Source organism: Arthrospira sp. PCC 9901 (assembly GCF_059013425.1).
The window spans coordinates 3068779-3082824 of the sequence record NZ_CP102296.1 but is presented as its reverse complement, the minus strand read 5'-3'; the positions used below and the strand labels follow the sequence as shown (position 1 = coordinate 3082824).

The window sequence follows — 14046 nt, the reverse complement described above, 5'->3', positions numbered from 1 at the left end:
AACTCAAATATCAAATTTTTCCTACTGGAGGTATCACTAATGTCCGTTAGATTGTATGTTGGAAATTTACCCAAAGAACTCGATCGCAAAGAATTGCAAGCAGTATTTGCAGAGGAAGGCGACACGATTTCAGCGAAAGTGATAACCGACCGCAAGACTGGAAAATGTCGCGGTTTCGGGTTTGTCACCGTCCAAAGCGATGATTTAGCCGATCAAATCGTTGAGAAGTACAACGGCTTTATGTTCGGGGAAAATGCGCTAAAAATTGAAAGGGCGCAACCTCGTAAGAAAAACAAGCCAGAGTCTGAAGAGGGTCGTAGTTCTGATGGTGGAGAGGCTACAGCTACGGCTACGCCTGGTGTTGTTGCTGCTAACCAGTCTCCCACTTCTAGCGCAAGTTCTGCACCTACAAAAAGTGGTGGTGGTAAGAAGAAAAAATCTAATCGGAATCAACAAGGTTCTTCTAACGCCAACTCTAGCAGCAGTTCCGAGTCCGGGTCCATTCAGCCTGACCCCCGCTGGGCGAATGAATTGGAAAAGCTAAAACAGATGCTATCTGCTCAAGCCAGCAATTCCTAAGTCTCCGGTTGAGGCTTAGGTTTTTGCATATTTTGTCAAACATCCCAGACTGTCAGCACCCCCGGCTGAAGCACGGGGGCTTCGTGCCCCCCTTTCAGGTAGCTGACCAGCTATAGCCTTAACTGGCTCCGTTCAGAGCAAGAGTTAAAGTTCCTACCCTGGAATGCGTGCTAGTTCCAGGCTCATGAACCGAATCGTTAAACATCTCTAAGGGGTTAAGGACGTGCGATTTGGATAGTACCGACTCTGAACATTGGCGAAGCAAACATTACCCCGCAAGGGAGTCGGAGCCAACCATAGCTCCATGGAGGGGCAACCATACCCCTCCACCCCGCAAGGGGGTGCTGGCGGCTAAAGCCGCTTGAGTCGGTTTTCCTCTCCGTGATCAATCACGGAGCTTCCAACCCTCCCAGGAGTTTTACGTGAATTTCTCAATTATGATCAGTTCTGGGGTGTTGGCTGGTATGGCTGATCTGGTTGGTATCTCGATCGCCTATTGGGTGACAAATCAATTAGGATTGCTATATTCAGCAATTTGATAGGATGATCATGATGTACGAGCCGCCATATTTTCTGTTAGCTGCTGGCTTATGGGTTGGTATTATCTGCTGTGTTCCCTTTGTGGCGACCCTCAAGCAACTGGTCAACGACTGGAAAGTTAATAAATCTAGTCGTGCGATCGCCCAATTACGGGGATTTAGGATGCTCGCTCCCTATTTAGCTTGCGCGGTAGGGATCTGTGTTTTCCTCGCTTCCTGTTTGCAGATATTTGCCATTTCTAGCCGTGTAGCTTACGCCTTATCCGTTCCCGTCACCGTAATGATGGCGGGTTCGGTATGGTTTCAGTTCACCCGTGTATTAGATCAATTAGAGCAACGAGGATCTCAGGGAATTGATTTAGATGATCTGAGTTTAGGGAAAATCATTCCCCAGTCTAATCCTGGTAGGGAATAGTTACCCTAAATCGGAAGTCGGTTAATATCCTGGTTTGACCCCAAAACCACCATAATAGTCCCCTTCTTTAAACGTTTGTTAGGTAGGGGATTTATTTCTAGTGTTTGATTTTCCGTGCGTATAGCCAATAGGTTCAAACCGTATTTGCTACGGAGTTCTAATTGAGCGATAGTTTTAGTATCAAAATCATCAGGAACCACCATTTCGACGATACTATGATCAGGGTCTAGTTCAAACTGATCCACGAGTCTAGGCTTAGTGAGTAGTCGCGCCAACTCCTGTCCCATTTGTCTTTCGGGGAACACAACTAGATCCGCACCCACTTTTTTTAACAATTTGACATGGGTTTCCGAGGAAGCCTTAGCCACGACATTCGCCACCCCGGCTTCTTTGAGGTTAAGGGTGGTGGTAATACTTTCGGCGAGGAAACTCCCCACGGCGACAATTACGGTGTCTAGTTCAAATATTCCCGCCTCTCGTAAGGCTGACATTTCGGTTGAGTCTAATTGCAAAGCATGGGTAGCAATGCGATCGGTTAAAGCCGCATTTACCCTTTTTTCATCATTATCAACGGCGAGAACTTCATAGCCTGAAGCATTGAGAGTCGAACAAACAGCCTGTCCAAAGCGACCCAAGCCAATGACTGCAAATTGTTGTTTTTCGGCGCGTAAATTCCGAAAAAAGTTAAGAGATGAAAGATTCATGATGTCCTCACAATCCTATGGAAAGAATAATCTTTTGATTTTACCATTTCTATAGTTTACCTGGTAGATAATCAATAGTTAACCCACCAATAGGTTTTCTTCTGGATAATCAATTGATGAAGGTTGAGGATCACCCAAAACCGCAGACATTAGCAATAATACTCCCACCCGACCAATATACATGGTGGCAATAATAATTAATCTACTGAGCATCGAAAAATCTCCGGTTATGCCAGTAGAAAGACCTACGGTAGCAAAGGCGGAAACAATTTCAAAAAAGATGCTACCAAATCCTAATTCTGGCTGCATCATGACAATTAATAATGTTGCCGAACTAACGACAGCAATGGAACCGACCAAAACTCCGACAGCTTTTAAAATCAAAGGTGAGGGAATTTTGCGCTGATAACATAATACTTCATCTCGACTTTGTAGGGCTGCCTTGGTGCAATTTAACAAGATTCTTGATGTAGTAGTTTTAATGCCGCCTCCTGTACTTCCTGGACTAGCACCAATAAACATTAGGATAATAGTAATCAAAATTCCTGAATATGTCATATCTCCTGTTGATATGGTGTTAAATCCAGCGGTTCTACTGGTGACCGATTGAAACCATGCGGCTTGCATTTTGCCGAATATGGTCAAATCTTGCAAGGTTTGAGGATTATTAAATTCAGTGACAAAAAATAGGATGGTTCCGGCAAATAGGAGAAAAATAGTTGTACTGGTTACCACTTTAAAGTGCAGGGAAAAATCTCGGCGGTTTGGCTCTTGATTTAAGATGGTTTTAATCCACAAAAAAAGTTCCATGATAACTTGATATCCTAAGCCACCAAAAATAATTAAAATACTCATAGCTAGATTAACTATGGGGGAGGATACATACTCAACCAAGCTATTGTCAAACAAGCTAAATCCGGCATTATTAAAGCCATTTACACTATGAAATATAGCCAGCCACAGACTATTTTTTAAGCCATAATCCGGAAGAAAAACCATCATTAATAAGATAACTCCGGTAATTTGAAATAAAGCCATAGTCGCCAGAATAGATCTGAGCAGTGGCATGACTCCAGCGATTCCGGCGGTATCCAAAGATTTTTGGAGTGCTAATTTATCTCGGAGCCCAAATTTTCTACCAATTAATAGCAGCAGTATGGTGTTGGCAGTCATATAACCCAAAGCGCCAATTTCAACTAAGCTAACTAAATAAAATTGTCCCCAAAAGGAATAAAATTCGCTCACATCAACAACTGATAAGCCTGTGACACAGACAGCAGAAGTGGCGAGAAATAGTGCGGTAATAGGATTGCCAAAACTACTGTGATAAATGGTATCATCCATCCATAATAAGAATGTGCCGATCGCAATTACTGCTAAGAAGCCGAGACAAATAGTTCTTGGTACAGTCATAAGAGGTGTCAAACTTTATATAGAAAACTTTATCCTAGATCATAAAATTTAACACTTGTGTATATAATCAAGACTGTTAACTGGGCAATTTATAAATTTTTGTTGCAAATATTGGCCAATTTTTTGTCGAATTGTGTCAAAAAGTGGCTTCCACTAACCACTTTGGCTGATTTTCTGGTAATAATACTCAATGGTGAAGTCATCAGGGTTGTCTCCTAGCGGGACGGCATCCCATGTAGGACGTTGCCAAATGTTGACGGGATCGATCGCCGATCCACAATAGTCTACCTATCCAGACAGCTTTAGAGCAGAACACCGAGGAACGAACACCAAATATGTTTACCTACGTCAAGCCTACCGTTAGACACATTAAACCTGATTCCCTCAACGGACGATCGCTTCTAAAAGTCGTCTATATCGTGCTAGAGGCTCAGTATCAGAGCGCTTTGTCAGCAGCAGTGCGGGCCATAAATGAAAAAAACCCGAACTTGGCGATCGAGATCAGTGGTTATCTGATCGAGGAACTGCGGGACCCGGAAAATTACGAAAACCTGAAAAAAGACCTAGCCGAGGCTAATGTTTTCATCGCCTCATTAATCTTTATCGAAGATTTAGCTGATAAAGTAGTGGAAGCCGTAGCCCCATACCGCGATCGCTTAGATGTGGCGGTGGTGTTTCCTTCCATGCCACAGGTAATGCGCCTGAACAAAATGGGCAGCTTCTCCATGGCACAACTGGGACAGAGCAAAAGTGCGATCGCCCAGTTCATGAAAAAACGGAAGGAAAAATCTGGCTCCTCCTTCCAGGACGGAATGCTGAAACTTCTGCAAACCCTCCCCAAAGTCCTGAAATATATGCCTATTGATAAGGCTCAGGACGCGCGGAACTTTATGCTGAGTTTCCAATATTGGCTGGGTGGTTCTCCCGAAAACCTGGAAAACTTCCTGCTCATGTTGGCAGAGAAATATGTTTTTAAGGGCCAAGAAAAACTGCACTTTGCGGAACCGGTCACCTATCCCGATATGGGAATTTGGCATCCCCTGGCTCCCAAAATGTTCGAGGATGTCAATGATTATCTGAGTTGGTATAACGGGCGCGAAGATATCCCAGAGGACACCAAGGACCCCCTAGCGCCCTGTGTGGGCTTAGTGCTGCAACGCACCCACCTAGTCACCGGAGACGATGCCCATTATGTGGCTATGGTGCAGGAACTGGAAGCTATGGGGGCGCGAGTGGTGGCAGTATTTGCGGGAGGTCTGGATTTTTCCAAGCCTGTAGATACCTACTTCTGGGATACGCCACCCAAAGGCATTCCGGCTCAACCTCTGGTTGATATCGTGGTTTCCCTGACGGGGTTCGCATTGGTGGGAGGTCCGGCTCGCCAAGACCACCCGAAAGCGATCGACTCCCTAAAACGGCTCAACCGTCCCTATATGGTAGCCCTACCCCTGGTATTCCAAACTACGGAAGAATGGGAACAAAGCGAATTGGGATTGCATCCTATTCAAGTGGCGCTACAAATTGCTATCCCGGAATTGGATGGGGCTATTGAGCCGATTATTGTGTCAGGACGCGACGGAGCGACGGGAAAGGCGATCGCCCTCCAAGACCGCATCGAAGCTATCTGTCAGCGGGCGCTCAAATGGGCTAACCTGCGGAAAAAACCAAAACTTGATAAAAAAGTCGCGATTACCATTTTCAGTTTCCCGCCGGATAAAGGGAACGTCGGAACCGCCGCCTATTTGGACGTATTCGGTTCCATCTATGAGGTGATGAGAGCCTTAAAAAATAACGGTTATGATATCCCAGAAATCCCAGAGTCTCCGGGCGCTTTAATGCAGCAGGTTATCCATGATGCTACTGCTCAATATCAAAGCCCAGAACTGAATATCGCCTATAAAATGTCGGTAGAACAGTATGAACGACTCACCCCCTACTCGGAACGTCTCCACGAAAACTGGGGACCACCTCCGGGACACCTGAACACGGACGGGGAGAATCTGTTAGTTTACGGAAAATCCTTCGGAAACCTGTTTATCGGGGTACAACCGACCTTCGGCTATGAAGGCGACCCCATGCGTTTGCTGTTCTCCCGGTCGGCGAGTCCTCACCACGGCTTCGCGGCTTACTATACCTACCTAGAACAGGTTTGGGGCGCAGATGCTGTGCTGCACTTTGGGACCCATGGTTCCCTAGAATTTATGCCGGGAAAACAGATGGGAATGTCTGGGGAATGTTACCCGGATAACCTGATTGGGACTATTCCTAATCTGTACTATTACGCGGCTAATAACCCCAGTGAGGCGACTATTGCTAAACGCCGTAGCTATGCGGAAACTATCTCTTATCTGACTCCGGCGGCGGAAAATGCGGGACTCTATAAGGGTCTCCAAGAACTTAACGAATTGATTGGGTCTTACCAAACTCTGAAAGATAGTGGTCGCGGGGTGCAAATTGTTAGCACCATTATCGAAAAATCCCGTATGGTGAACTTGGATCAGGATATCGCCCTGCCGGAACAAGACCCAGCAGAACTTACCCAGGAAGAACGCGATAATGTGGTGGGACGGGTTTATCAGAAACTCATGGAAATTGAGTCTCGCCTGCTTCCCTGTGGGTTGCACGTTATTGGTAAGCCTCCGAGTGCGGAAGAGGCGATCGCTACTTTGGTTAATATTGCCAGCTTAGACCGGGAAGAAGAAGGGATACTCAGTCTGCCTCGGATTATCGCTAATAGCATTAATCGGGATATTGAGGAACTCTACCGCAACAGTAACCAAGGCATTCTCGCGGACGTTGACCAATTGCAGCACATCACAAATGCTACCCGTGCGGCGATCGCTGCTTTAGTTCAAGAACAAACCGACGCAGAAGGCCGAGTCTCCAAAATCTCCCAACTCAACTTCTTTAACATGGGGAAAAAAGAACCCTGGTTGCAAGCATTACACGACTTGGCCTATACCCAGATTGACCCGGAACCCATGAAACCCCTGTTTGAGTATTTGGAATTTTGCTTAAAACAGGTTTGCGCCGATAACGAATTGGGAGCCTTGCTCCGTGCTTTGGAAGGAGAATATATCCTTCCCGGACCTGGCGGCGACCCCATTCGCAACCCGGACGTTCTCCCCACTGGGAAGAATATGCACGCCCTGGACCCTCAGTCTATCCCGACTGTAGCGGCAGTTAAATCGGCTCAAATCGTCGTAGACCGACTCCTAGAACGGCAAAAAATGGAAAATGGCGGTCAATACCCAGAAACTATCGCCGTTGTCCTGTGGGGAACTGATAATATCAAAACCTACGGCGAATCCTTGGCCCAGGTTATGTGGATGGTTGGAGCCAAACCGGTTCCCGATGCTTTGGGTCGGGTCAACAAGTTGGAGTTAATCCCCCTGGAAGAATTGGGCCGCCCTCGCATTGATGTGGTGATTAACTGTTCGGGAGTGTTCCGCGACCTGTTCATCAACCAAATGAATCTGCTCGACAAAGCGGTTAAAATGGCAGCGGAAGCCGATGAACCCCTGGAAATGAACTTTGTTCGCAAACACGCCCTACAACAAGCGGCAGAGCTAGGTATCAACATCCGACAGGCTGCTACCCGTGTTTTCTCCAATGCTTCTGGTTCTTATGCAGCTAACGTTAACTTAGCTGTGGAAAATAGCACCTGGGAAAGTGAGGCAGAATTGCAGGAAATGTATCTAAACCGCAAGTCTTTTGCTTTTAATTCCGATAATCCGGGGATGATGGATGATAACCGTCAGATTTTTGAGGCTTCCCTGAAAACTGCTGATGCTACATTCCAAAACTTGGATTCTTCGGAAATTAGCTTAACTGACGTTTCCCACTATTTCGACTCTGACCCGACCAAAACTATCGCCAGCTTGCGGAAAGACGGGAAAAAACCGGCTTCCTATATCGCGGATACCACGACGGCTAACGCTCAAGTTCGGACTCTCTCGGAAACTGTGCGCCTAGACGCACGGACGAAGATGCTCAACCCTAAATGGTACGAGGGGATGCTTTCTCATGGTTATGAGGGGGTGCGAGAGTTGTCTAAGCGTCTGGTTAATACCATGGGATGGAGTGCTACTGCTGGGGCTGTGGATAATTGGGTTTATGAGGAAACTAACGAAACCTTTATCAAGGACGAGGCTATGCAGCAACGTCTGATGAATCTTAACCCCCATTCTTTCCGTAAAATGGTCACAACTCTGCTGGAGGTGAATGGTCGCGGGTATTGGGAAACTAGCGAAGAAAATCTCGATCGCCTGCGGGAGTTATACCAGGAGGTTGAAGACCGCATTGAGGGGATTGAGTAATTCCCCGGTTTATGGTGTATCCCTGGCGGTGGAAATGCCGATATCTGGGGAACACCTACGGGTTAAAGGCGATCGCCCATTTACTAGGCAGCAGTAGTATTGGGTCTTTGGGGCTCAGGATACGCTGACAAACCATTCGAGCGCGTGCTATATAGGGTGAAACTTAGCGCGAATTTTAAGATATACACTTGTCAATCCGTGATTAGTCTGTGTTAAAACAGCCATCATAACGACAAGAACACCCACTGAAAATGATTCTGGAGGTATTTCGATGAATAAAGAGCAGTTGGTTCAGGAAACATCTATCAAGGCGGGTGTTACCAAAAAACAAGCGGATGCCATTATTTCGGCTATCTGTGAGTGCATTATGGATGCTGTGGCTGAGGGGGAAAAGGTCACTCTAGTGGGCTTTGGTTCCTTTGAGGCTCGCCACCGTAAGGCTCGTGAGGGCCGTAACCCCAGCACCGGACAACCTATGACTATTCCTGCTACCACTGTTCCAGCCTTTTCCGCTGGGAAAGCGTTTAAGGAACGGGTGGCTAACGAAGGTAACGAAAACGTCGCCTAGACTTGCTTGCTGACAGGGGTGATCGGTAATTTTCAGCCTCACCCCTGTTTTTTTGTGGCATTTTCTTAACCACTACCGCCACCCCCCTATCAGTACAACACCATCACCTAACCGGGAGAGGCGATCGCATTTTTTACCACTAGCATATATGGCGATTCTCTATGGGTTGCCATGATTTAGCAGTTTTGGGAACTGGGCAAAATTATGGGATTTACCGTTAATCAAGTGATTCCTTGGGGACGCAGTTTTGATGAGTATTTGCAAATGTTTGCTCTCAGTGAGGATGATTTGCACTGCTCTTATTTGGACTGTGCTGGGGGTCCGGCGAGTTTTAATGCAGTGATGACCCGCCGAGGTTATTCTGTGGTTTCCTGTGACCCTCTTTATCGGTTTTCCACTGCCCAAATTAGCGATCGCATTCAATTCGTTTTGCCTATAGTAATCCAACAGGTAGAAGCTAACCGGGAAGACTACATCTGGCATCAAATAAAATCCCCAGAACACCTCGCACAGGTCCGTAAAGAGGCGATGAATGAGTTTTTGGCTGATTTTGACCAAGGACGACAAACCGGGCGTTATATCGACGCAGAACTGCCGCATTTGCCTTTTGCTGACCGTCAGTTTGACCGAGCTTTATCGGCTCATTTTCTATTTTCCTATAGCGATCGTCTTTCCGAAAAGTTCCACCGAGATGCTATCCTGGAATTATGCCGGGTAGCCAGTATTGTTCTTCTATTTCCCCTAGTTAGTATTGGGGGAGAGACTCCCGAATTTTTCCCAAAATTAATTGAGCAATTAACAGCTTTAAAATATTCCGTAGAAATTCAATCAGTCCCCTACCATTTCCAAAAAGGGGGTAATCTGATGATGAAAATAATTTCACCGTAAACAATCACCTTTTAAACGCCGCAAATACACTTCCACAACCGAATCATTAGAGTTTTGATGATAACAGTCCTTAAAAGCCTCAAAAGCCTCCTGGAAATGTTGCTGATGATAGAGTGTAACCCCTTCCGAAAATACTGATAAATTAGATAGTTTTGCTGATAATTCCGGGACTAAATCATGATTAAAAACCTCGTAAACTTTGACAATTTCTGACCTACCTTTAACCTGAACTTGATCAACCAAACGAATCGCATAGTTCTGGGGATGTTTGAGCTGCAAAAATGTAGACTCTGATATTAATAAAGGAACCCGATAAACTTTAGTTAGTTGCTCAATTCGGGAAGCCAAATTAACAGCATCACTAATCACAGTACCTTCTATATGTTCATGGTATCCTACTGTTCCTAATATCAATCTTCCCGTATTAATTCCTATGCCAATTTTTAGGGGAATATAACCATACTCATTTCGCTGTTTATTATATTCATTTAAACTTTCTAACATAGAAATAGCAGCTTGTACAGCATCATCTGGACTCCGACTAAAAAGCGCCATAATAGCATCACCAATATATTTATCAATAAATCCATAATGTTCATTAATTAATGGTGCCATACGCGATAAATACGCATTAATTAAATTAAAGTTATCTTGGGGAGAAATACGTTCACTTATGGATGTAAAATCACGAATATCTGAAAACATTATAGACATTTCTTGTTCGGTATAGTCCCCCAAATCAACATCGATTATACTATCTTTATTTAAAATTTTAATGAACTTTTGTGGCACAAACCTAAAAGCAGCTTGGTTTAAAGCAATCAACTCTTGTTGAGCGATTTGTTTATGAGAAATTTCTCGATATATTACTAAATAAAGAGCTGATAGTAATCCCAAATCAAAAACTATCCCTAAACCAAACACCAAGAAAGTATTTTGAATTAATTCATCCGTCGCGTCTGACCGAATCGCCAACAATCTTTCTTCCTCATATTTCATGGTGTCTAAAACCTGTCTAATCTCATTCATTAAATTTTTGCCTTGATTGGTTTTAACTAATTCAATTGCTCCTTGAACATCTCCAGATTTAGCCATTTTAATTGTGAGTTCTAGTTCCTCTAATTTTTCGCTAATTAATGTGGATAAAATATCAAGATTTTGTTGCTGAATCTGATTATCTTTGGTCAAAGATATGAGAAAGGATAAATCTTGATCAATCTCTTGAACTGCTTGATTATAAGGCTCTAAATATTCTGGTTCTAGTGTCAGCAAAAAACCCCTTTGACCGGTTTCTGCATCTGATAAATCTGTGGCAATTTCCTCCAAAAATCTTAATACTTCCTTAGTATGTATTTCCCATTCCTTCAGGTTAGCCAATTTCTTAGAAGTTTGATAGCCACTGTAAGTAACCATCAGTAGTAAAATAGAAGAAATTACAAAGCCCAACAAGACCTTTTTTTGCAGAGATAATTTCATAAAAAATGCCCACTTCATACCCCAAATATCAACACCCTGCTCCTTCTTTAGTGATTAGCCTAGGAGTAGTCTATTAATATTGAAGACGACCATAGACTATAGACGATTACCGCTTATTATAACACGACTATAACTGATAGCCGCCAGCCCATAATGGATAATGGATAATTCTTCCCTCTCTCACTATTACTCCCTCTCAAATATTACTCCCTCCCTCTCTGGAGATGGCTGGGGAGAGAGGGATAGGGCGATAATGTAGGGGGGTTCGAGATCATCAGTCAAAAAACCGGGTTTTTTAGCCAAATCTTGGTGAGAAATCAGAAAGCCCGATAAAAACCGGGTTTTTCCCACTGGGGAGAGTCTGGTGGTGCGTAGCACCGATAATTATCGGGTTATTATCGGAATTTTGGGGTTGTACTCCCCCTAGGAAAATACTCAAAAAACCCGGTTTTTTAGCCAAATCTTGGTGAGAAACCAGAAAGCTCAATAAAAACCGGGTTTTTCCCACTGGGGAGAGTCTGGTGGTGCGTAGGGCCGATAATTATCGGGTTATTATCGGAATTTTGGGGTTGTACTCCCCCTAGGGAAATGGGGAAGCTAGGAGATAGCTAAAAGCTATCATCATGGTCATCAATAGCTTCACTACCGCCACCAACAGCAACCAAATCAATTTGTTGACGGTAGTAGTCTACACTCTTAACCTGAACTTCCACATTATCGCCAAGACGGTACTGATTGCGGTTTTTGCGACCGACTAAGGTTTGTTGACGAGAACGGTATTCGTACCAGTCATCTTTAAGAGAAGAGACATGAACTAACCCTTCTACCCTGAGAGTTGAACCACCAGGAGACTCTAGTTCAATCTCGACAAAAAAGCCATAGGACTGAACGCCAGTAATTAAACCGACAAAAGTTTGACCGGTGCGTTCTTTCATAAACCCAGTTTTTTTGAGTCCCTCTAGGTCTTCCTCAGCATCAGCGGCGACGCTTTCCCTTTCGCTGAGATGAACGACGAGTTGAGCAAACTGGGTTTCGAGATCATGTTGTAACTCTGGAGGTAAGACATTCCAGGAAATTTTGCCCTCTGATGAGGAATGATGGAGGTTAACTGGTTCTTTGGAACGAGTGGAACGGCGATCGCGTCCCTCTTCAAATACCGCTTTGAGAACCCGACAAATTTGCAGGTCACAATAGCGAGAAATGGGTGAGGTACAGTGAGTATAGGCGGGTAATGCCAAGCCAAAATGCAGTTTAGGAACGGTACTATAAACAGTAGGTTTGAGACTATCTTCAAGTAGATAAGTTAATACCCGTTCGGCACGAGTATTTTTCAGAGCTTGGGTAAATACTTGAAAATCTTGGGGTTGAATTTCGGATTCATCATCAAGCTCTAGTTCAAGGCCATGATGAATAGACAACTTGATCAATTCAGCGACATCAGCGGGGTCTGGGGCGGCTTGAACGCGATAGATAGCAGGAACCCCAAGGGATTGCAGGTGGCAAGCAACTACCTGATTAGCTAAAATCATCAACTCAGATACCATAGCCTGAGAGACTAATTTAGTGCCAGAAATCATGGGTCCGAGTTCCCCTTCGTCATTAAAATGACAATGGGTATCAGGAAGATTGAGTTCAAAACCACCCCGCAACTCCCGCATTTGTCGAATGGCGCGACTGACTTCTAGGAGGTCTTCTATAATCCGATTATCTTCGGAAGATTCGCCATCAAGAATACTTTGGGCTTCCTGATAAGTTATTTGTCGGTCAACGCGGACGATACTGGGCTGAATTTCATATTCTAGGATTTTTCCGGTAGGACCTAGTTCAATCATGATGGACAAAGCCAGGCGATCTTCTCCTGGTATCAGAGAAATGCGATCGCAACTGAGGGGAGCGGGAACAATAGGAATATATTTATCGGCTAAGTAAATGCCGATACCCCGCCGCCTGGCTTCGCGATCTAAGGAGGTGTCTGGTTGAATATAATGGGAGCTATCTGCGATATGAACCGCTAATTTCCAGTTCCCCGATTCGGTTTCTTTCAAGCTGAGGGCGTGATCAATTGTATATTGACAGGGTTCGTCTTCTGGCTTGAAGACTGAAAATTCAGGATTTCCCAAATCGGGGCTAAAGGAAAGAGTCGGCTCGTCGCGCAGATCAAGTCGATTTTCCAAGTCGCTATTTTTGAGAGTAGCACTAGCTGCTAGGAGGATTTCGGTTTCCTGTAGTACACTTTTGGGAAAGGACCGGGGTAAATCATGTTTACAACAAACAATATCCAGGTCTTCTGCTTCCTCAGCATCAGAACCCAGAACTTGTACCACCCTACCCACAGGGCGATGAATACCCAGAGGATAGCGCACTACTTCGACATGAACCAGGTGATCGACAGCATCAACGAGTTCCTCTGGGGGGTTGACCAGATTCATTTCAAATAGCAATCGGTCATCTAGGGGGACGGCGCGATATCCTTTTTTGGTTTCTTTGACGCGAGCGAGTACGGAGGGGTTAGCTCGCTCTAGGATTAGATAAACTTCTCCTTCGGGGGAACGACGACGGGAGCCTTCTTTAATAATTCTCACCAGGACGCGATCGCCATTCCAGGCGGTACTCAGGTGACTTTCCCGGATGTAGACATCCTCGGCACTTTCCGCGTCTTGAATCGCAAAGCAGAAGCCTTTGCTGGAACATCGCAATTTGGCTTCTACAATACTCTCCTGTTCTATGCGACGATAGCGGCCCTTATCTTTTTCCAAAAGGCCAATCCGCTCTAAAGCATCAATGGCGATCTGAAATTTTCGCAGACTCTCTTCATCAGAGGTCAGTTTTTTTTCGAGAGCCTTGGGGGCTACAGATTTATCCTCTGTAAAGTTGGCTAACAGTGTAGCGATTGAAAATTCCATGTAGCGATTTTCCTTCGTGATGTCGATGGGGATAGGTAGTTCTAACGCCACTTCTGCCTTTGTTAGTTTCAGCCACTTTTCCAGGACTCACTTTTTCCCACCATGCCAACCAATCACCCCTGAGAGACAGTGATACAATTTTAGTTGAGAGCGATCGGCAACCTTACAGAAAATGCTAAGGGTGGGATGTACAACGATGCCCCACAGGTGGAAAAGTGTTTTCTGGGGCAGAGGAGCTGCGT

The 14046-nt window shown here is 45.0% G+C and carries 10 protein-coding genes; 5 read left to right on the top strand and 5 right to left on the bottom strand.

The window, feature by feature from the left end:
- Positions 1-39: 39 nt before the first annotated feature.
- Both NLZ44_RS13455 and NLZ44_RS13450 read left to right on the top strand, forming a co-directional pair.
- On the top strand, positions 40-579 hold the full coding sequence (locus NLZ44_RS13455; protein ID WP_493750108.1) for an RNA recognition motif domain-containing protein: 540 nt from the start codon (positions 40-42) through the stop codon (positions 577-579).
- A gap of 552 nt (positions 580-1131) precedes the next feature.
- On the top strand, positions 1132-1533 hold the full coding sequence (locus NLZ44_RS13450) for a hypothetical protein (protein WP_493752996.1): 402 nt from the start codon (positions 1132-1134) through the stop codon (positions 1531-1533).
- 5 nt (positions 1534-1538) lie between these two features.
- On the opposite strand, the gene NLZ44_RS13445 is transcribed toward NLZ44_RS13450, so the two are convergent.
- Together NLZ44_RS13445 and NLZ44_RS13440 are read right to left on the bottom strand one after the other, a co-directional pair.
- Positions 1539-2237 (bottom strand): potassium channel family protein, encoded by a 699-nt coding sequence (locus NLZ44_RS13445; RefSeq protein WP_006668113.1) that lies wholly within the window; start codon positions 2235-2237, stop codon positions 1539-1541.
- Between the two features lie 78 nt (positions 2238-2315).
- Positions 2316-3650 carry a TrkH family potassium uptake protein gene (locus NLZ44_RS13440; RefSeq protein ID WP_493750107.1) on the bottom strand — a complete coding sequence of 445 codons (1335 nt, stop codon included), beginning with the start codon at positions 3648-3650 and terminating at the stop codon, positions 2316-2318.
- 335 nt (positions 3651-3985) lie between these two features.
- Between NLZ44_RS13440 and NLZ44_RS13435 the strand changes: the two genes are divergently transcribed.
- From NLZ44_RS13435 to NLZ44_RS13425, 3 genes are all read left to right on the top strand, one after another.
- A complete protein-coding gene (locus NLZ44_RS13435; protein WP_493750106.1) occupies positions 3986-7969 on the top strand; it encodes a magnesium chelatase subunit H in 3984 nt (1327 codons plus the stop codon).
- Positions 7970-8240: 271 nt separating this feature from the next.
- Complete coding sequence (locus NLZ44_RS13430; RefSeq protein ID WP_046320978.1) at positions 8241-8537, top strand: HU family DNA-binding protein; 297 nt, start codon at positions 8241-8243, stop codon at positions 8535-8537.
- A gap of 204 nt (positions 8538-8741) precedes the next feature.
- Complete coding sequence (locus NLZ44_RS13425; RefSeq protein WP_493750105.1) at positions 8742-9425, top strand: class I SAM-dependent methyltransferase; 684 nt, start codon at positions 8742-8744, stop codon at positions 9423-9425.
- On the opposite strand, the gene NLZ44_RS13420 is transcribed toward NLZ44_RS13425, so the two are convergent.
- The 3 genes from NLZ44_RS13420 to NLZ44_RS13410 all read right to left on the bottom strand — a co-directional run bounded on the left by NLZ44_RS13420 (position 9417) and on the right by NLZ44_RS13410 (position 13804).
- Positions 9417-10901: a CHASE3 domain-containing protein gene (locus NLZ44_RS13420; RefSeq protein WP_493750104.1), complete on the bottom strand. Its 1485-nt coding sequence runs from the start codon at positions 10899-10901 to the stop codon at positions 9417-9419. The genes NLZ44_RS13425 and NLZ44_RS13420 overlap by 9 nt on opposite strands.
- Positions 10902-11087: 186 nt before the next feature.
- Positions 11088-11279, bottom strand: a complete 192-nt coding sequence (locus tag NLZ44_RS13415) for a hypothetical protein (protein WP_493750103.1) — start codon at positions 11277-11279, stop codon at positions 11088-11090.
- Positions 11280-11509: 230 nt separating this feature from the next.
- Complete coding sequence (locus tag NLZ44_RS13410; protein WP_493750102.1) at positions 11510-13804, bottom strand: ribonuclease R family protein; 2295 nt, start codon at positions 13802-13804, stop codon at positions 11510-11512.
- Between the last annotated feature and the right edge of the window lie 242 nt (positions 13805-14046).